The sequence below is a fragment of the Streptomyces sp. NPDC046831 genome, from assembly GCF_040645305.1.
Classification (GTDB): Bacteria; Actinomycetota; Actinomycetes; order Streptomycetales; family Streptomycetaceae; genus Streptomyces.
Window position 1 is genome coordinate 1 of record NZ_JBEYXZ010000017.1, and the last position, 18,144, is coordinate 18,144.

The following is an 18,144-nucleotide window of genomic DNA, read 5'->3' on the forward strand; positions in this document are numbered from 1 at the left end:
GCTCCCTGGCGATGCTGCACACCAAACACGCCGACCTGCCCTCCCGCAAACACGGCAACCCCCCGCAGTAGAACCGGCGGGCCCACCACGGGCCCACCGAGAACACGCTGCGACCCGCCGCGGTAACCCCGCGGACCCACCGCGGACATGCCGCGGACCTCTCTTTCCCGGAGACTGACACTCATGGACATGCCCGACATCCGCGTCGAGAAGGGCCACGCCGAGCCCGAGGAAGTCGCCGCCCTCACGGCCATCCTCCTGGCCCGCGCCGCCGCCCACACCCCCACCACCCCCGCCCACCGCCGCCGCACCAAGGCCGGCTGGCGCCGCCTGGAACGCGAGAACGGCTTCCGCGCCCCGCACAGCTGGCACGCTTAAGGCCGCGCCGCTCGTGCCCGCTGAAGAAGGGCTCCTCCACCGGGAGGAGCCCTTCTTCGTGTCCGCGGCCGGGGATCGTGCGCGTAGCCGGGGATGGCGCGCGCGGCCAGGGTGCGTGCGCGCGGCCGGGAGGACGGACGAAGGCCCTCCCCGGGCGAGCCGGGAAGGGCCTTCGTCGGTGTTCCGAGGCCGCCCTAGCGCAGGCGGGCCATCAGCGCGTGCTCGACGAGCGTGATCAGCGCCGACTTGGCGTCCGCGCGGTGGCGGGCGTCGGTGGTGATGATCGGGGCGTCGGGGCCGATCTGCAGGGCCTCGCGCACCTCGTCGGGCGTGTAGGGCTGGTTGCCGTCGAAGCCGTTGAGGGCGATGACGAACGGCAGCCCGCTGTTCTCGAAGTAGTCCACGGCCGGGAAGCAGTCGGCCAGCCGCCTGGTGTCGACCAGCACGATCGCGCCGATGGCGCCGCGCACCAGGTCGTCCCACATGAACCAGAAGCGGTCCTGGCCCGGGGTGCCGAACAGGTACAGGATCAGGTCCTGGTCGAGCGTGATACGGCCGAAGTCCATGGCCACCGTGGTGGTGGTCTTGTCCCCGGTGTGGGTGAGGTCGTCGATGCCCGCCGAAGCAGACGTCATGACGGCCTCCGTGCGCAGCGGGTTGATCTCCGAGACGGCGCCGACGAACGTGGTCTTGCCCACGCCGAAGCCGCCCGCCACCACGATCTTCGCGGAGGTGGTGGAGCGGGAAGGACCGCCGCTAGAGCTTGCGAAGTCCACTGAGCACCCTTTCGAGCAGTGTCACGTCTGGCTGGCCACCGGCGTTCTCGTCGCCGCCGGGCTGATGGATGGCGACCAGGCCCGCCTCCGCCAAGTCGGCGACGAGGATCCTGGCCACGCCGAGAGGGATCGTCAGCAGGGCCGAGACCTCGGCCACCGACTTGATCTCGCGGCACAGATTGCAGATCCGCTGATGTTCGGGCAGCTGGCCCTGCATCTGGTGCGGCTGTGCGGTGGTGTGCACCAGTGCCTCGATGGCGAGCTGGTACCGCGGCCTGGTGCGGCCGCCCGTCATGGCGTACGGGCGCACCAGGGGGTTGTGCGACGCCCCCGCGGGCGACGCCTCGGGGGCGCGTCGCGGCGGCTGCACCGGCTGGATGCGCGGCGCGGCCGGCTGGTCGTACGGCGAGGGGCCGGGGCCCTGCGGCGCGTACGGCTGCCGGTGGCCGGGGGCGGAGGGGAAGCCGTACCCGTTCGGATCGCCCTGGCCCTGGGCAGGGCCGTAGGCCCAGTTGTCCGACGACGAACCGCCTGGGGGTGTTGCCACTTTCTCCTCCTCCGACTGTGCCGGGCACCCATCCCTGTGAGGCCGCGTCCCGAAAACCTTACGGTGCCGGGACGCAACAACGCACCGTTCGCCTGCTAGTTGAGAAGGCTTCCCTGGAGTTCCGCGCGCAGGTCCGGGGTCAGGACCGTGCCGGCGCGGTCCACCAGCAGGGCCATCTCGTAACCAATGAGGCCGATGTCCGCCTCGGGGTGGGCGAGAACCGCGAGCGACGAACCGTCGGAGATGGACATGATGAAGAGGAATCCCCTCTCCATCTCCACAACCGTCTGGTTCACGCTGCCGCCCTCGAAGATGCGCGAGGCACCGGCGGTCAGTGAGGTCAGACCGGAGGCGACGGCCGCGAGCTGGTCGGCGCGGTCGCGGGGAAAGCCTTCGGACATCGCCAGAAGGAGTCCGTCGGCGGAGACCACCACGGTGTGGGACACCCCGGGGGTGTTCTCCACGAAGTTGGTGATCAACCAGTTCAGGTTCTGTGCCGCCTGGCTCATCGGGCTCACACTAACGCTCCTGGTTGTAGGTGCTGTCAGGACCGAAGCCCTGGCCGTTCTTGTCACTTCCTGCGCTGCGTCCCCGCTGGACGCCCCGGCGCAGGTTGCTCAACCTGCCCCTGACGTCCTCGGGGGCGCGGGAGACCTGTGGGCCGCCCTGCGGGGTCGATTCCGCGGCGCCCTCGACCAGGTTGGCCTTGGGCACCCGCCTCGGCAGGCCGGAGGAGGTCACTCCGCCCGCCTTGGGCTTGCGGAGCTGCGCGGCCTGCTGCCAGCGCTCGTCGTTCGCCGAACGCCAGTCGCCGTCACCGCCGTTGTCCGCAACGGGGGCCGGCGCTTCCTGGTTCACGTGCCGCGCGCCGTTCGAACCGCTCGCGAAGCCTCCGCGGCGGGGCAGCCCGGCGTCGGTCAGCTCGTGGACGGCGGAGGGGGCCGGTCCCGGACGGTCGAAGCCTACGCGGTCCGCCTCGTTCACGTCAGCGGCCTGCGCGGATTCCGCTTCCGGAGCGTACTGGTCCGGATAGCCGTTGCGGTAGCCGTCCTGCCGGCTCCAGTCGTCCTGGTAGGACTGCTCCTGGTAGGCGGAGTACGGCTCCGGCGCGGCGGCCTGGGACGGCGCGTGCTCCTCCTGCCCCGGTTCCGCGTACGCGGCGCCCGGGTAACCGCCGTTGGACGGGTAGCCGTCCGCCTGCGGCAGGCCGCCGTCCGGCGCGTAGTACTGCTCGTCGTACGACGGGCGTCCCGGCTGGTCGTACGCCGTCTCCTGCGCGCCGTCGTAGGCGCCCTGCTGCTGCTCTCCGTACGGCGTCCGCCCGTCGTACGCGGCGGGCTGGTCCTGGTACGGCATGCGGCCGTCGGCGAAGCTCCCGCCGTCGGCGGGCGCCTCGGAGCGGTACGCCGCCTCGGACGCCTCGGACTCGGGCTGCTGGCCGTGCGACTGGGCCTCCAGCGCCGCCCGGCGCTCCTCCCGCATCAGGGAACGGCCGACGGGGTCCAGCTCGCGGATGTCGTCCGGGACCTCCGTGTAGCGGCTGTCGTCGAAGCCGAGCTCGGCGGCCGTGCGCATCGGCTGCAGCTGGCTGAAGTCCTCGCCCTGGAAGTTCTGCTCGGGGATGATCTGCGAGACGGTGAACTCGTCGCGCTGCAGGGACTGCTCGCCGCCACCGCCGTGCGTGATCGCGTCCGGCAGCATGACCAGCGAGGTCGTGCCCGCCTGTTCGCCGGAGGGGCGCAGCTGGACCCGGATGCCGTGCCGGTCGGCGAGGCGGCCGACCACGAACAGGCCCATGCGCTGCGAGATCGCCGCGTCCACGGTCGGCGGGTTGGCCAGCTTGTGGTTGATGTCCGCGAAGTCCTCGGCGGTCAGGCCGATGCCCTTGTCGTGGATCTCGATCATGACTCGGCCGTCGGGCAGCCGCGTCGCGGTCACGCGGACCTTGGTCTGCGGCGAGGAGAACGTGGTGGCGTTCTCCAGCAGCTCGGCCAGCAGGTGCACGAGGTCGGTCACCGCACGGCCGTGGATCTCGGCCTCGGGGACGCCGGACAGCTCGATGCGCTCGTACTGCTCCACCTCGGAGGACGCGGCGCGCAGGACGTCGACCAGCGGGACCGGCTGGTCCCAGCGGCGGCCGGGCTCCTCGCCGGCGAGGACGAGGAGGTTCTCGCCGTTGCGGCGCATACGGGTCGCCAGGTGGTCCAGCCGGAAGAGGTTCTCGAGCTGGTCCGGGTCGGCCTCGTTGTTCTCCAGGTCGGTGATCAGGGTCAGCTGACCCTCGATGAGCGACTGGTTGCGGCGCGAGAGGTTGGTGAAGATCGCGTTGATGTTGCCCCGCAGCAGGGCCTGCTCGGAGGCGAGGCGGACCGCTTCGCGGTGGACCTGGTCGAAGGCGCGGGCGACCTCGCCGATCTCGTCGGTCGACGTGATCGGGATCGGCGCGACCCGGGTGTCCACACGGCCGGGGTCGGTGCGGGAGAGCTGGTCGACCAGCATCGGCAGGCGCTGCTCGGCGATGCCGAAGGCGGCGTTGCGCAGCTGGCGCATGGAGCGGCTCATCTGGCGGGCCACCATGCCGGCCAGGATGAACGCGGCGAGCAGGGCGACGACGACGATCGCGCCGGTGACGAAGGTCGACTGCTGGGCGTCGTCGGCGATGGCGGAGGCCTCGCTCACGGCCTTGTCGGCCATGTCCGACTCGATCTTGCGGTACGCGTCGAACTTGAGCGTGTTGACCGCCCACCAGTTCTGCGCGGTGATGCCCTTCTCGGCGAGCGCGGCGCGCTCGGAGGAGTCGGTGGTCTTCAGGCTCGCGATGGCGGCGACCATCTTGGCCGGGTCGGACGGCGGGGCGACGTAGTCCGGGTCCTGGCCCTTGGCGTCCCGGACCATCCTCGCGCCGTCGGCCTGGACCTTCTTCTGGGCCGCGGCCAGCTTGTCCACGTCCGCCTGGGTGCCACCGCCGAGGTACTCCTCCATGGCGATGCCCTCGAGGTAGGCGTAGGAGGAGAAGGCGATGCGCTGGCTCGCCAGGTTGGGGGCGTCCGGACCCGGCTTGACCAGGAGGTGCATGCCGATCGAGCGCTCCAGCGACAGGGCCGCCTTGGTGAGCGAGATGGCGTAGACGGTCCGGCCGTAGGAGGTGATGTTTCCGGTGCCCAGGCCGAGCTCGTTGGCGAACTCCATCAGCGGGTGGGCGATCTGGACGTAGCCCTCCTCGGTCTGCACACCGGTGAGCTTGGCGGTGAAGGCGGCCTTGCGCAGCGTGGCCAGCCCGGGCTCCACCTCGTGGAACTGCTTCAGCCGGCGCTGCACGCCGGAGGACCACTCCGATCCCGAGGCGGCCCGGTCGAACGCTTCGGCGGCCTGGTCGGTGGCCTGGCGGGCCTGGGCGACGGCCGTGTTCTTGTCGCCCTTGCCCTGCAGCAGCGGTGCGGCGCTGACGTCGCGCTCGATGTAGAGGGCGTTGGCGTAGCTCAGGGAAGCCTGCACCAGACGTGCGGTGCTCTCGGCGTCCTTGGCGTCCTGCCAGGTGTCGATCGAGCTCTTGACCTGGAAGCCGCCCATGACGAGGCCGACCAGCACGGGGATGAGCAGAATCGCGTTCAGTCGGGTGGGTACCCGCCAGTTGCGCGGGGAGAAACGGCCCCCGCCGGGAGCGGGAGCGGCCGCCGGCTCCGAACCGGGCACGTGTGGGGGCGCCGCTCCGCGCGGCGGCGGGGTGAAGTTGCCCCGGGCCGACGGCTCGGGACCGTTCTTGCTTCGCCTCACTCGACCAACAACCTCTCGGCGGTCGGCACCTACCGTGTGCCGCAGTGTCTCAGAGCCCAGGACGCCGTCGACCGATGCGTTCGACTTTGACTATTGGGCAGTTCAGGCATTCCAGCACGTCGGCTTGCTCTCTTCCAAACACCGGAAACCGCTGGTTCCGAGCGATGTAAGCCCCAGATAAAACGGTCATAAAGAGCGAGGCGCGGCAAAAGGCGGGGTGTTCGTGCGCGTAGCGGTACGGGATGTGCGCGACGCGTGGCCGTGCTGCCGGATTCCTCTGCCGAAACGTTATGAACACCGAGGCCGACCGTGTCCAAGGACACAGCCGGCTCCGGTGTGCTGAATCGCCAACTGCCGTGTGACTCCCAAGAATTGGGTGCCACCCGCAACGGCCTGGGGCAGTTCTACCTCAGGCGGGCCATCAGCGCGTGCTCGACGAGCGTGATCAGCGCCGACTTGGCGTCCGCGCGGTGGCGGGCGTCGGTGGTGATGATCGGGGCGTCGGGGCCGATCTGCAGGGCCTCGCGCACCTCGTCGGGCGTGTAGGGCTGGTGTCCGTCGAAGCCGTTGAGGGCGATGACGAACGGCAGACCGCTGTTCTCGAAGTAGTCGACGGCCGGGAAGCAGTCGGCCAGACGGCGGGTGTCCACGAGCACCACCGCGCCGATGGCGCCGCGCACCAGGTCGTCCCACATGAACCAGAAGCGGTCCTGGCCGGGAGTGCCGAACAGGTACAGGATCAGGTCCTGGTCGAGCGTGATACGGCCGAAGTCCATGGCCACCGTGGTGGTGGTCTTGTCCCCGGTGTGAGTGAGGTCGTCGATGCCCGCCGAGGCGGACGTCATGACGGCCTCCGTGCGCAGCGGGTTGATCTCCGAGACGGCGCCGACGAACGTGGTCTTGCCCACGCCGAAGCCGCCCGCCACCACGATCTTCGCGGAGGTGGTCGCCCGGCCTCCGTCAGAGCTTGCGAAGTCCACTGAGCACCCTTTCGAGCAGCGTCACGTCCGGTGCGCCGCCGTTGTTCTCGTCGCCGCCCGGCTGGTGGATGGCCACCAGGCCGGCCTCGGCCAGGTCCGCGACGAGGATCCTGGCCACGCCCAGCGGCATGGCCAGCAGCGCCGAGACCTCGGCGACCGACTTCACCTCGCGGCACAGATGGCAGATCCGCTGGTGCTCCGGGAGCAGCCCCATGAGCGCTGCCGGGTCGGCCGTGGTGCTGATCAGCGCCTCGATGGCGAGCTGATAGCGCGGCCGGGTCCGGCCACCGGTCATCGCGTACGGCCGTACCAGTGGCTGGTCGCCCTCGTCCCCGTACGGCTCGGCGTACGGATCATGAGAGGCGGTGGGCGGGGTCATGAATCCTCCGGGCGGGACAGCAAGTCGGTCAGGCAAGCCGTCGGACGGGGCCGGTGGGGGGATTGTGGCGGCCGGACGGTGATTTGGTGAGGCGGGTGGTACCGGGGCCGGTCAGTGGAGCAGACTGCCCTGTAGTTCGGCGCGCAGATCGGGCGTGAGGACCGCCCCCGCGCGGTCTACGAGCAGTGTCATCTCGTAGCCCACCAGACCGATGTCGCACTCGGGGTGGGCGAGGACCGCCAGGGACGACCCGTCCGAGACGGACATCAGGAAGAGAAAGCCGCGCTCCATCTCCACCACTGTCTGCGCCACGCTGCCGCCCTCGAAGATGCGCGAGGCACCGGCGGTCAGTGAGGTCAGACCGGAGGCGACGGCCGCGAGCTGGTCGGCGCGGTCGCGGGGGAAGCCTTCGGACATCGCCAGAAGGAGTCCGTCCGCGGACACCACGACGGTGTGGGACACCCCGGGGGTGTTGTCCACGAAGTTGGTGATCAACCAGTTGAGGTTCTGTGCCGCCTGGCTCATCGGGCTCAACTAACGCTCCTGCTGGTGAGTGGGGAAGCTGCCCGTCTGGCCGCTGCCGGCCTGACGACCCTGTGCGATACCCCGACGGAGATTGGTCAGCCGGCCGCGTACGTCGTCGGGCGCACGCGAGACCTGCGGACCGCTCTGGTGCTGTTGCTGCTGAGCCGTGCCCGGGACGAGGTTCGCCCGGGGCACCCGGCGCGGCAGGCCGGAGGTGGTGATGCCGCCCGCGGCCGGCTGCTTGACGCGTTCGGCCTGCCGGACGAGTTCGTCGTTCGGCGAGCTGCGCCAGCCGGTGGCCGCGGGACGCTGGGGGGCCGAGGAGGCCTGCGGCTGCTGCGGAGCCGGAGCCGGGCTGCCGCCCTGCTTCCGTTCACCGCGGAACCAGTTGGTCTCCAGGGTGTCGTACAGCGGAGTCCGTCCGTCACCGGGACCCGGGGCGGGCGGAAGAGCCCACCCGTCGCCCGGTCCCTGCGCGGCACCCCGGTTGTCGGGTGCCGGACGGGCGGGACGCTGCTGACGCTGCGGGGCCGGCGGGCGCTGGGCAGCGGGGCCGCCGCCCTGGCCACCGGTCCCGGGCCGCTCGAACTGGCCCGTCGACGACGGGTCCTGGTGGGCCGGCAGGGCGTGCCGGCCCGTGGTGGAGCCGTTGTCGTAGCCCTGCTGAGCGGGGTACTGGCCGGTGGCGCCGTTGTCGTAACCCTGCGGGGCGTCGAACTGGCCGGCGCTTGCGTTGCCGTAGCCCTGCGGGGCCTCGAACTGGCCCGTGGAGCCGTTGCCGTAGCCCTGCTGAGCGGGGTACTGGCCGGTGGTGCCGGTGTCGTAGCCCTGGGGGGCGGGGTACTGGCCGGTGCCGGCGGCGTTGTCCTGCCCGGCCGGGGTGCCGAACACGTCCGAGCGGACGAACTGCCCGGTGCTCTCGGGCGAACCGGCGCCCGGCTGCGCGAACCGGCCGTCCGCCTGGGCGGCGCCCCCGGCCTGGCCGCCCGGGGCGTCGAAGTCGGGACGGGGGAACTCGGAGGTGGAGCCGGGACCCTGCCGGTCGCCGGCCGCCGGGATCGCCGGCATCTCCGTGGTGGAGCCCGGACCGTGCCGTTCGTCCCTGCGCGCCGGGGCGGACGCCTGCGCGGCATCCTGCTCGTCGTGGCCGCGCGGGGCGTCCAGCGCGGCACGGTCGTTGTTCCAGTCCTGGTCGCGGGCCGGGGCGGTGCCGCCCGGCAGCTCCGCGCGCGGTCCACCGCGCGGCGGCAGCTGCGGCTGCCGGCCCTGCTCACCGGCGTTGCGCGGGGGAACCGAGCGGGGACCGCCGCCGAAGGCGTCCTGGCGCCGGCCGTCGCCGAAGCCCTGCGGCGCGCCCGCGCCGGCGGCCCGCTGACCCTGCGCGGCGCCGGGCCCCTGGCCCGCGCCGAAGCCACCGCCGGCGGGGGACGGACGGCCCTGCTGCGGCGCCGACGGACCCTGCGGTCCCCGCGGTCCGCCCGGGGTGCCGGGACGGTTGCCCGCGCCGGGCAGCGCGGCCCGCGAGCCCGGGCCGCCGACCTGGCCCCGCTGACCGGGACCGGCGCCGGGGCGTCCGGTGCCGCCCGCGCCGGGGCCCACCTGGCCGTTCCCGCGCCGCGCCGCGGCGGCGCCGGCGGCGGCCTGCGCGGCCGCCGGAGCACCCGGGGCCGACGCGCCGGGCTTGCCCGGAGCCGGCTTCTTGCCGCCCTGGGCGACGTCCACGGGCAGCATGACGAGGGCCGTCGTACCGCCGGAGTCGGACGGGCGCAGCTGGATGCGGATGCCATGGCGCTGCGACAGACGGCCGACCACGAACAGACCCATGCGGCGGGAGACGGAGACGTCCACGGTGGGCGGCGAGGCGAGCCGCTCGTTGATCGCGGCGAGGTCCTCGGGGGAGAGGCCGATGCCGGTGTCGTGGATCTCGATCAGCACCCGGCCGTCGGGCAGCGCGTGACCGGTGACCTTGACCTTGGTCTGCGGGGAGGAGAACGAGGTCGCGTTCTCCAGCAGCTCGGCGAGCAGGTGCACGAGGTCGTTGACGACGCGGCCGGCGACCTCGGTGGTCGGGACCGCGGCCAGCTCGATGCGCTCGTACTGTTCCACCTCGGAGGCGGCGGCGCGCAGCACGTCGACCAGCGGGACCGGGCGGGTCCAGCGGCGGCCCGGCTCCTCGCCCGCGAGGACGAGGAGGTTCTCACCGTTACGGCGCATGCGCGTCGCGAGGTGGTCGAGCTTGAACAGCGAGGACAGCTGGTCCGGGTCGGCCTCGCGGGACTCCAGTTCGGAGATCAGCGACAGCTGGCGCTGGATCAGGCCCTGGGAGCGGCGCGAGAGGTTCGTAAACATCGCGTTGACGTTGCCCCGCAGCAGGGCCTGCTCGGCGGCGAGGCGGACCGCCTCGCGGTGCACGTCGTCGAAGGCCGCGGCCACCTGGCCGATCTCGTCCCGGGAGTGCACACCGACCGACTCCACGGACGTGTCGACGTCCTGCGGGTCGGCCTCCGACAGCTGCTTGACCAGCTCGGGCAGGCGGTCCTGGGCGACCTTCGTCGCGGTCTCCTGCAGCCGGCGCAGCGAGCGGATCATGGACCGGGCCACGACGAAGGCGCCGACCAGCGACACGCCGAGGACGAGCAGGATCAGCGCACCGGAGATGATGGCGTCGCGCTCGGTGGCGCTGCGCAGCTGGCGCGCCTTCTGCTCCATGTCCTCGAGCAGCGTGTGCTCGATCTTCTTCATCTGCTCGATCTTGGTCGAGCTGTCGTCCACCCAGTCGCGGTAGGAGCGCTTGTCCAGCCCGCGCAGGCTGTTCGGCTGGTCCAGGACGCGCTTGGCGTAGACGTCGGCGGACTCGATCGTCGGGTTGCCCTCGTCGATGGGCTTGATGAGCTCCTCGGCGCCGTCGCCGTAGATGTTGCGGAAGCTGCTGAGCTCGGAGGTCTGGCTCTCCAGCGCCGACTCGGCGTACAGCCGGTCGTTCTCGGAGAGGTCGCCGAAGGTCGTGTTGTTGGCGGGCAGCGCGGCGGCGATGACGGCCCGCTGGACCGACGCGTACTCCTTGGCGGAGGAGAAGGCGGCCAGGGCGCGCGTGCGCTGGATCATCTCCGGGTTGCTGGTCGCCTCGGCCATGTCCTGGGAGAGGCCGAGCAGCTGGGTGATGAGCCGGTGGTAGGCCTCCACCGTCTGGGTGGAGTTGTCCTCGGCGGTGTAGGCGTTCTTGCGGATCTTGCTCAGGCCGTTGAGCTCGGTGGCCAGGCCCACCAGGGTGTCGCGCACGCCCTGGAGGTTGCCGTCCTTGCTCGCGCTGTCGATCTCCTCGGAGCTGGCGAGGAAGTTGTCGCGGGCGCGGTCGGTCTTCTCCCGGTAGCCCTTGACGGTGATGGCGCTCGCGGTGGACGGGTGCGCCAGCGGGCCGGCGGACTGGTCGCGCTCCTCCTGGAGCGCGGCGGCCAGCTCGGTGGCCTGCTTGGTCATCTCCGTCAGCAGCTTCATGTTGTCGAGCTGCTGGATGTCGTCCATGGACTGGTTGATGCGCAGCGCGCCCAGCGAGGTCGCCGCGACCACGGGGAGCGCGAGCAGTGACACCAGACGCGTGGAGATGCGCCAGTTGCGCAGCGCCATGCGGGAGCCGGGGCCGACCGCCGCCTGGTTCCTGGCCGGCTTCGCGGCCGGGGCGGGGCCGGCGGGCGTGGAGGCGCCGGAGCGCCCGGGGCGCTCACCGCCGTCGCCGGACGGACCCGGGCCCGGGTTCTGGGCGTGCTGGGGCGAGGAGCTGACGGCCATCGGGCCAGTCCCGCCGTGCGGCTCCGGCTCCGCCGAAGCGCTGCCATCCCTCTTGAAACGTCCCTGCACTAGCGTCGCAACCTCTGGACCAGGCGTCCCTCCGCGTGAGCGGGAGGACGGTGTCGGCGTCGTGGGGGGCGCCCTGAGAACGCCCCACTGATGGTCGTGAGTGACCGGCGCTGGCTCCCCCTTCTCACCGCCACTCGGCGCTGCGTTGCGCCCCCTGCGCGCCGGCTCGATCCTGCGGCGGTCCGTGGAATTCCAGCACAGTGCCGGATCTCCAACAAGGCCCGTGGTCAGCCTGTGACCTTCGTGACGGTACGTGAGTGGCGTGTCACCGGCCGTTGAAAGCGATCTCCCGCATAACGGGCATTACCGTGCGATCCGCCGAGGCGGCCCAGGTGTCCCAGTCGCCATGATCAGGAGCGGAATGGTGGCTTCAGGTGCCCAATGTCCGTTTCGCCAGCCTGCGGTCGGGGTCGCATATCAACCGGTTTGTCGAGTAGGGCGTGAGCAAACTCACACCGGGATCATCGGGTCTTCACGACTTCTGCCGGGAATTCGATGTTTAGCCTGACGCTTTACAGAGATGGCAAATCCGACAACCCGCGCCCGCGGGGTGGTCCTCGACCCCTCCGGACGCCCGGACACGACAGGGTCTCGTACAACCGTGAAGACGACGATGATGTTCCGCAAGATCGCCAACCCGCGACGCACGACGCTGGCCCACCTCGCGGACGCCGACGACCTGCAGACGCCGGAGCTGCCGGAGCACTCCGTCTCCCTTCCCGCCCAGACCGCCAACCCCCGGCGCACCATCCTGATGGAGGCACCGGTCACCACCGCCGTCGCGGAGTAGTACGCGCGCCGCGGGCCGGATGCTCAGCCGGCCCCCGCGAAGATCAGGGGCGCCTCGTCCATCGGGGCGCCCCTTGTCGTGTGCGGCGCCCGATGCGGGAGGCGCCGGCCCCCTGCCGCGTTAGCCTGGAGCGTCAGACTCCAGCCAGTTCAGGTAAGGGGCGCAAGGATCCCATGCGCATCGCCAGGTTCTCCATCGACGGGAACGTCGCCTTCGGCGCGGTCGAGGGCGACAAGCCGGACGAGCTCGTCCTCGACATCATCAAGGGCATCCCGTTCGCGGAATACGAGCTCTCCGGCACGAAGGTGCCGCTGAGCAAGGTACGGCTGCTGCCGCCGGTCCTCCCCAACAAGGTCGTCGCCTTCGGCCGCAACTACGCCGAGCACGCGCGTGAACTCGGCAACGAGGTGCCGGACGCCCCGTTCGCCTTCTTCAAGCCCTCCACCTCGGTCGTCGGCTCCGGCGACGAGATCCAGTACCCCTCCTTCTCCGAGGAACTGCACCACGAGGCCGAGCTGGCCGTCGTGATCGGCCGGATGTGCCGGGAGGTGCCGCGCGAACGCGCCCAGGACGTCATCTTCGGCTACACCTGCGCCAACGACGTCACCGCCCGCGACGTGCAGCGCCGCGAGAAGCAGTGGGCCAGGGCCAAGGGCTTCGACACCGCCTGCCCGCTGGGCCCCTGGATCGAGACCGGCCTGGACCTCGCCGCCGCGAGCGACCTGACCGTCCAGCTCACCGTGAACGGCGAACAGCGGCAGCTGGGCCGGACGAGCGAGATGATCCACCCGATCGAGGACCTGATCGCGAACATCTCCGAGGCCATGACGCTGCTGCCCGGCGACGTCATCCTCACGGGCACCCCGGCGGGGGTCGGCCCCCTCAACGTCGGCGACCAGGTCGCCGTCACCATCGAAGGCATCGGCACTCTCACCAACAAGGTTGTCAAGCGTGGCTAGCGCACCCCTCCCCAAGCTCTCCGCTTCGGTCGAGCAGGGGATGCCCGAATCCCCCGTACGCGTCCGTTTCTGTCCCTCGCCCACCGGCAACCCCCACGTGGGCCTGGTCCGCACCGCCCTGTTCAACTGGGCGTTCGCCCGGCACCACGAGGGCACCCTGGTCTTCCGCATCGAGGACACCGACGCGGCCCGCGACTCCGAGGAGTCCTACAACCAGCTGCTCGACGCGATGCGCTGGCTGGGCTTCGACTGGGACGAGGGTCCCGGGGTCGGCGGCCCGCACGCGCCGTACCGCCAGTCGCAGCGGATGGACGTCTACCGGGACGTCGCCCAGAAGCTGCTCGACGCCGGCCACGCCTACCACTGCTACTGCTCGCAGGAGGAGCTGGACAGCCGCCGCGAGGCCGCCCGCGCCGCCGGCAGGCCCTCGGGCTACGACGGGCACTGCCGCAACCTGAGCGCCGAGCAGGTCGAGGAGTACCGGGCGCAGGGCCGCGCCCCGATCGTCCGCTTCCGCATGCCGGACGAGACGATCACCTTCGACGACCTGGTCCGCGGCGAGCTGACCTTCACCGCGGAGAACGTGCCGGACTACGGCATCGTCCGTGCCAACGGCGCGCCCCTGTACACGCTGGTGAACCCGGTCGACGACGCCCTGATGGAGATCACCCACGTCCTGCGCGGTGAGGACCTGCTCTCCTCGACCCCGCGCCAGATCGCGCTGTACCGGGCCCTGATCGAGCTGGGCATCGCCAAGGGCGTCCCGCGCTTCGGTCACCTGCCCTACGTCATGGGCGAGGGCAACAAGAAGCTCTCCAAGCGCGACCCGCAGGCCTCGCTCAACCTCTACCGCGAGCGCGGCTTCCTCCCCGAGGGGCTGCTCAACTACCTGTCGCTGCTGGGCTGGTCGCTCTCGGCCGACCGGGACGTCTTCTCGATCGACGAGATGGTCGCGGCCTTCGACATCGCGGACGTGAACCCCAATCCGGCGCGCTTCGACCTGAAGAAGTGCGAGGCGATCAACGCGGACCACATCCGCATGCTCGACGTGAAGGAGTTCACGGAGCGCTGCCGCCCGTGGCTGCAGCCCCCGTACGCCCCGTGGGCGCCGGAGGACTTCGACGAGGCCAAGTGGCAGGCGATCGCGCCGCACGCGCAGACCCGCCTGAAGGTCCTCTCCGAGATCACGGACAACGTCGACTTCCTGTTCCTGCCGGAGCCGGTCTTCGACGAGGCGTCCTGGGCCAAGGCGATGAAGGAGGGCTCGGACGCCCTGCTGCGCACCGCCCGCGAGAAGCTCGAAGCGGCCGACTGGACGTCCGCGGAGTCGCTGAAGGAGGCCGTCCTGGCCGCTGGCGAGACCCATGGGCTCAAGCTCGGCAAGGCGCAGGCCCCGGTCCGCGTCGCCGTCACCGGCCGCACCGTCGGCCTGCCGCTCTTCGAGTCCCTGCAGGTCCTGGGCAAGGAGAAGACGCTGGCCCGCATCGACGCGGCGCTGGCGCGGCTGGCCGCCTGACCCGTCCTTCCGCAACGCCCGAGAGGGGCGGCACCCGGACCGGGTGCCGCCCCTTCGCCGTACCCGGCCCCGGCCGGCCCGGTTCCCGGTACCGTCGGAGTCATGGCGATCGAAGCCGTCGTCTGGGACGTCGACGACACCCTGTTCGACTACACCACCGCGGACCGCGAGGGCCTGCGGGCCCACCTCGCGGCCGAGGGGCTGCTGGACGGGTACGGGTCCGTGGAGGACGCCCTCACCCGCTGGCGGGAGGTCACCGAGATCCAGTGGGCCCGGTTCGCGGCGGGGGAGGTGGACTACGTCACGCAGCGGCGGGACCGCGCCCGGGTCTTCCTCGGACGGGAGATGACCGACGCCGAGGCCGACGAGTGGTTCCTGCGGTACGTCACGCACTACGAGACCGCCTGGGCCCTCTTCCCGGACGTCCTGCCCGTCCTGGACGCGCTCGCGGCCAGTCACCGCCACGCGGTGCTCTCCAACTCCAGCCTTCCCGTCCAGGACCGCAAGCTGCGCACCCTCGGCGTCCACGACCGCTTCGAGGCCATCCTGTGCGCCGCCGAGCTCGGTGTCTCCAAGCCCGAGCCCGCCGCGTTCCTGGCGGCGTGCGAGGCCCTCGGGCTGCCGCCCCACCGGGTCGCCTACGTCGGGGACCACCCGGAGATCGACGCCCGGGGCGCGATGGAGGCGGGGCTGCTGTCGGTGTGGATCGACCGGGTGGGGGCCTGGGCGACGGTCGAACCGCCCGTGGGTCCGAGGCGCATCGCGTCCCTCGCCGAACTGCCCGCGGTGCTCGGTACGGATAGTCGTTTTGGAGCCCCGTCCACCTTCAGGTAATGTTCTTCCTGCGCCGCCGGGGAGCGGGCCGAAAGGCCGGCGACCGGAAGCGCAGAACTAGAACGAGATCCCCCTCGGGGGCTTGCGTTCCAGTGGCCTATGGTGTAATTGGCAGCACGACTGATTCTGGTTCAGTTAGTCTTGGTTCGAGTCCAGGTAGGCCAGCTCGCAGAGCTCATCTGCACCGCGGATCACATCCGCAAGCCCCCGTTGTGTAGCGGCCTAGCACGCTGCCCTCTCAAGGCAGTAGCGCCGGTTCGAATCCGGTCGGGGGTACAGATCCTTCCCGCGAGGACGATCGGGTCGCTCCCGTCATCCTTGATGCAGGATCGCCAGGGCCCCCGTTGTGTAGCGGCCTAGCACGCCGCCCTCTCAAGGCGGTAGCGCCGGTTCGAATCCGGTCGGGGGTACTGACTGGTCTAAACCATCATTGGTCTATGGTGTAATTGGCAGCACGACTGATTCTGGTTCAGTTAGTCTTGGTTCGAGTCCAGGTAGACCAGCTCGGACCTGCGGAAACGCAGAGTCCAGGCCCCCGTTGTGTAGCGGCCTAGCACGCCGCCCTCTCAAGGCGGTAGCGCCGGTTCGAATCCGGTCGGGGGTACACGCAGAAGAAGGGCCCTCCCCCGGGAGGGCCCTTCGGCGTTGTCCGGGGCGCCTCGCCGGCGCCCCGGTGCTCCGACCCTCCTGGTGCGGCGGCGGGGCGCCCGTGCGCGCCCCGGGCGGTCAGGGTCCGGCGAACCGGCGGCGCGACTCCTCCGCCTCCGCCAGCCGCCGCAGGCTGAGCAGCACCGGCTCGTACAGGACGGTCAGCGCCACCGCCGCCTCCACCTGCTCCTCCGGTGTGCCGTACCGCTCCACCAGGTCCAGGTCGGTGACCGCGACGCGCTCCGCGGCACGGGCGTACGGCTCCAGATCGCCGGCGCCGCAGGGGTAGCCGAGCCGTGCCAGCGCGGCGATCGCGGACACCAGCATCCCGTACGCGGGGGCGGTCGCCTCCCCGGACCGCCCGTAGCTCCAGCCGAGCCGGTCCATCAGTTCGTCGGCGCTGCGCCGGGCCGACTCGGTGGCGGGGTCCTCCTCGTCCGGCGCCGGGCCGTGCGGCAGGGCCCACACGGCGGTGCCGAGACGGGAGTTCCGGTCCAGGTCCTCGTCCCCGAGGGCGGCGAGGACCTCGCGGGCGGACTGCACGGAAACGCGCCCCACCTGGATCAGAGCGCGCACGAGCCTCAGCCGTCGCAGGTGGTCCTCGTCGTACTCGGCCAGGGTGGCCGTGACCCGGCGGCCGGGGTGCAGCAGCCCCTCCCGCAGGTAGTACTTGATCGTTGCCGTGGACACCCCGCTGCGTGCGCTGAGCTCCGCAAGTCGCATTCCGCCCGTTCCCTTCGCCCCTCTTGCGCTCCCCACTGGAGAGTGTCACTGTCCAAGTATGGATAGCGCCGCTATCCAATGTGTCGTCCGAGGTGCCGCTCGGTGCGGCCGGGAGACGCGAGGACTGGGGGAGTCATGGGGGAGAAGCCGATCGAAGGGCGCACGACCGCCGCGACCGAGGACGGCGTGGTCGTCTTCCTCATCGGGATGCGCGTCAACCGCTTCACCGCGGTGCGCAGTTGGTGGCCGGTGGCCAGGGAGATGCCGGCCATGCTCCGCGAACTCGCCCGCGACCAGGGCAGCGGACTGCTCGGCTGCAAGCTGCTCGTGGGGCCCCCGCGCGAGGCGTACGTGGTGCAGTACTGGGAGTCGAAGGAGAAGCTCCTCGCTTACGCGTCCGCCTCGGACCGGCGGCATCGGCCGGCCTGGGCCGCCTTCAACCGGCGGCTGCGCCAGGGCAGGGGCAGGGTCGGCTTCTGGCACGAGACGTACGTCGTGCCGGCCGGGGCGCACGAGTCGGTCTACGTGAACATGCCCGCCCACGGGCTGGGCAGGGCGACGGGTGTCGTGCCGGTCGGCCGGCGCGGCGAGAGCGCCGCGGAGCGGCTCCGGATCTCCTGAGGGCTTCGGACGGAAGGCGGGACCGGCGCGGGGCGCCGGCCGTGATCCTGACGGAAGGGCCCGCCGCGGCGTCGAGGCGGGCCCTTCCGGGGGTCGGGTACGGCGGGCGGAGGTTCAGCCGGAGCGGCGCAGGGCCTCGGAGAGGCGGGCGGCGGCGTCGATGACGGCCTGGGCGTGCATGCGGCCGGGGTGGCGGGTCAGGCGCTCGATGGGACCGGAGACCGAGACGGCGGCCACCACGCGGTTGGAAGGGCCGCGCACGGGCGCGGAGACGGACGCGACGCCCGGCTCCCGCTCGCCGATCGACTGGGCCCAGCCGCGGCGCCGCACGCCCGACAGGGCCGTGGCCGTGAAGCGGGCGCCCTGCAGGCCGCGGTGCAGCCGCTCGGGCTCCTCCCAGGCCATCAGCACCTGTGCGGACGAGCCCGCCTTCATCGTGAGCGTCGAGCCGACCGGGACGGTGTCCCGCAGTCCGGACAGGCGCTCGGCCGCGGCGACGCAGATGCGCATGTCGCCCTGGCGCCGGTAGAGCTGCGCGCTCTCGCCCGTGACGTCGCGGAGGTGGGTGAGCACCGGGCCCGCGGTGGCGAGGAGGCGGTCCTCCCCGGCGGCCGCGGCCAGTTCTGCCAGGCGGGGGCCGAGAATGAACCGGCCCTGCATGTCGCGCGCCACCAGGCGGTGGTGTTCCAGGGCCACGGCCAGCCGGTGGGCCGTGGGTCGTGCCAGTCCGGTCGCCGCGACCAGGCCCGCGAGGGTGGCCGGACCGGACTCCAGAGCGCTCAGGACGAGGGCTGCCTTGTCCAGAACGCCGACGCCGCTACTGTTGTCCATGCAACGAT

At 71.5% G+C, this 18,144-nt stretch carries 16 protein-coding genes and 5 tRNA genes; 11 read left to right on the forward strand and 10 right to left on the reverse strand.

What is annotated here, in order from left to right; translation table 11 throughout:
- The first annotated feature begins 183 nt into the window (after positions 1-183).
- Positions 184-378, forward strand: a complete 195-nt coding sequence (locus tag ABZ920_RS16620) for an acyl-CoA carboxylase subunit epsilon (RefSeq protein WP_361504589.1) — start codon at positions 184-186, stop codon at positions 376-378.
- A 194-nt stretch (positions 379-572) separates the two neighbouring features.
- On the opposite strand, the gene ABZ920_RS16625 is transcribed toward ABZ920_RS16620, so the two are convergent.
- The 8 genes from ABZ920_RS16625 to ABZ920_RS16660 all read right to left on the reverse strand — a co-directional run bounded on the left by ABZ920_RS16625 (position 573) and on the right by ABZ920_RS16660 (position 11,214).
- A complete protein-coding gene (locus ABZ920_RS16625) occupies positions 573-1,154 on the reverse strand; it encodes an ATP/GTP-binding protein (protein WP_361504592.1) in 582 nt (193 codons plus the stop codon).
- The gene (locus tag ABZ920_RS16630) at positions 1,135-1,701 is read right to left on the reverse strand and encodes a DUF742 domain-containing protein (RefSeq protein WP_361504595.1); all 567 of its coding nucleotides are present in this window, start codon (positions 1,699-1,701) and stop codon (positions 1,135-1,137) included. The genes ABZ920_RS16625 and ABZ920_RS16630 overlap by 20 nt, the downstream gene beginning before the upstream one ends.
- Positions 1,702-1,796: 95 nt before the next feature.
- Positions 1,797-2,210 carry a roadblock/LC7 domain-containing protein gene (locus ABZ920_RS16635; protein WP_055421938.1) on the reverse strand — a complete coding sequence of 138 codons (414 nt, stop codon included), beginning with the start codon at positions 2,208-2,210 and terminating at the stop codon, positions 1,797-1,799.
- Positions 2,211-2,220: 10 nt separating this feature from the next.
- Positions 2,221-5,475, reverse strand: coding sequence for a nitrate- and nitrite sensing domain-containing protein (locus ABZ920_RS16640; RefSeq protein ID WP_361504598.1), 3,255 nt, complete (start codon positions 5,473-5,475; stop codon positions 2,221-2,223).
- Positions 5,476-5,879: 404 nt separating this feature from the next.
- A complete protein-coding gene (locus ABZ920_RS16645) occupies positions 5,880-6,455 on the reverse strand; it encodes an ATP/GTP-binding protein (RefSeq protein WP_055614002.1) in 576 nt (191 codons plus the stop codon).
- Positions 6,436-6,834, reverse strand: a complete 399-nt coding sequence (locus ABZ920_RS16650) for a DUF742 domain-containing protein (protein ID WP_019058642.1) — start codon at positions 6,832-6,834, stop codon at positions 6,436-6,438. Before ABZ920_RS16650 ends, ABZ920_RS16645 begins: the two co-directional genes overlap by 20 nt.
- Positions 6,835-6,945: 111 nt before the next feature.
- The gene (locus ABZ920_RS16655; protein ID WP_020128762.1) at positions 6,946-7,359 is read right to left on the reverse strand and encodes a roadblock/LC7 domain-containing protein; all 414 of its coding nucleotides are present in this window, start codon (positions 7,357-7,359) and stop codon (positions 6,946-6,948) included.
- A gap of 9 nt (positions 7,360-7,368) precedes the next feature.
- A complete protein-coding gene (locus tag ABZ920_RS16660; protein ID WP_361504602.1) occupies positions 7,369-11,214 on the reverse strand; it encodes a nitrate- and nitrite sensing domain-containing protein in 3,846 nt (1,281 codons plus the stop codon).
- A gap of 601 nt (positions 11,215-11,815) precedes the next feature.
- Here ABZ920_RS16660 and ABZ920_RS16665 point away from each other — a divergent pair.
- The 9 genes from ABZ920_RS16665 (at position 11,816) to ABZ920_RS16705 (ending at position 15,917) form a co-directional block, all read left to right on the forward strand.
- Positions 11,816-12,004, forward strand: a complete 189-nt coding sequence (locus ABZ920_RS16665; RefSeq protein ID WP_361504605.1) for a hypothetical protein — start codon at positions 11,816-11,818, stop codon at positions 12,002-12,004.
- Between the two features lie 173 nt (positions 12,005-12,177).
- Complete coding sequence (locus ABZ920_RS16670) at positions 12,178-12,963, forward strand: fumarylacetoacetate hydrolase family protein (RefSeq protein WP_361504608.1); 786 nt, start codon at positions 12,178-12,180, stop codon at positions 12,961-12,963.
- 40 nt (positions 12,964-13,003) lie between these two features.
- Positions 13,004-14,479: a glutamate--tRNA ligase gene (gltX, locus tag ABZ920_RS16675; RefSeq protein ID WP_361504876.1), complete on the forward strand. Its 1,476-nt coding sequence runs from the start codon at positions 13,004-13,006 to the stop codon at positions 14,477-14,479.
- A gap of 102 nt (positions 14,480-14,581) precedes the next feature.
- On the forward strand, positions 14,582-15,313 hold the full coding sequence (locus tag ABZ920_RS16680; protein ID WP_361504611.1) for an HAD family hydrolase: 732 nt from the start codon (positions 14,582-14,584) through the stop codon (positions 15,311-15,313).
- Between the two features lie 93 nt (positions 15,314-15,406).
- Positions 15,407-15,478, forward strand: a tRNA-Gln gene (locus ABZ920_RS16685).
- A 38-nt stretch (positions 15,479-15,516) separates the two neighbouring features.
- Positions 15,517-15,589 (forward strand) — tRNA-Glu (locus ABZ920_RS16690).
- A gap of 61 nt (positions 15,590-15,650) precedes the next feature.
- Positions 15,651-15,723, forward strand: a tRNA-Glu gene (locus ABZ920_RS16695).
- Between the two features lie 21 nt (positions 15,724-15,744).
- Positions 15,745-15,816, forward strand: a tRNA-Gln gene (locus tag ABZ920_RS16700).
- Between the two features lie 28 nt (positions 15,817-15,844).
- Positions 15,845-15,917: transfer RNA gene (locus ABZ920_RS16705), tRNA-Glu, on the forward strand.
- A gap of 122 nt (positions 15,918-16,039) precedes the next feature.
- Here the strand turns inward: ABZ920_RS16705 and ABZ920_RS16710 are convergent.
- On the reverse strand, positions 16,040-16,684 hold the full coding sequence (locus ABZ920_RS16710) for a MerR family transcriptional regulator (protein WP_361504614.1): 645 nt from the start codon (positions 16,682-16,684) through the stop codon (positions 16,040-16,042).
- A 135-nt stretch (positions 16,685-16,819) separates the two neighbouring features.
- Between ABZ920_RS16710 and ABZ920_RS16715 the strand changes: the two genes are divergently transcribed.
- Positions 16,820-17,305, forward strand: a complete 486-nt coding sequence (locus tag ABZ920_RS16715) for a DUF4188 domain-containing protein (protein WP_361504617.1) — start codon at positions 16,820-16,822, stop codon at positions 17,303-17,305.
- Between the two features lie 114 nt (positions 17,306-17,419).
- Here ABZ920_RS16715 and ndgR read toward each other — a convergent pair whose 3' ends face one another.
- Positions 17,420-18,136, reverse strand: a complete 717-nt coding sequence (gene ndgR, locus ABZ920_RS16720) for an IclR family transcriptional regulator NdgR (RefSeq protein ID WP_112469680.1) — start codon at positions 18,134-18,136, stop codon at positions 17,420-17,422.
- Between the last annotated feature and the right edge of the window lie 8 nt (positions 18,137-18,144).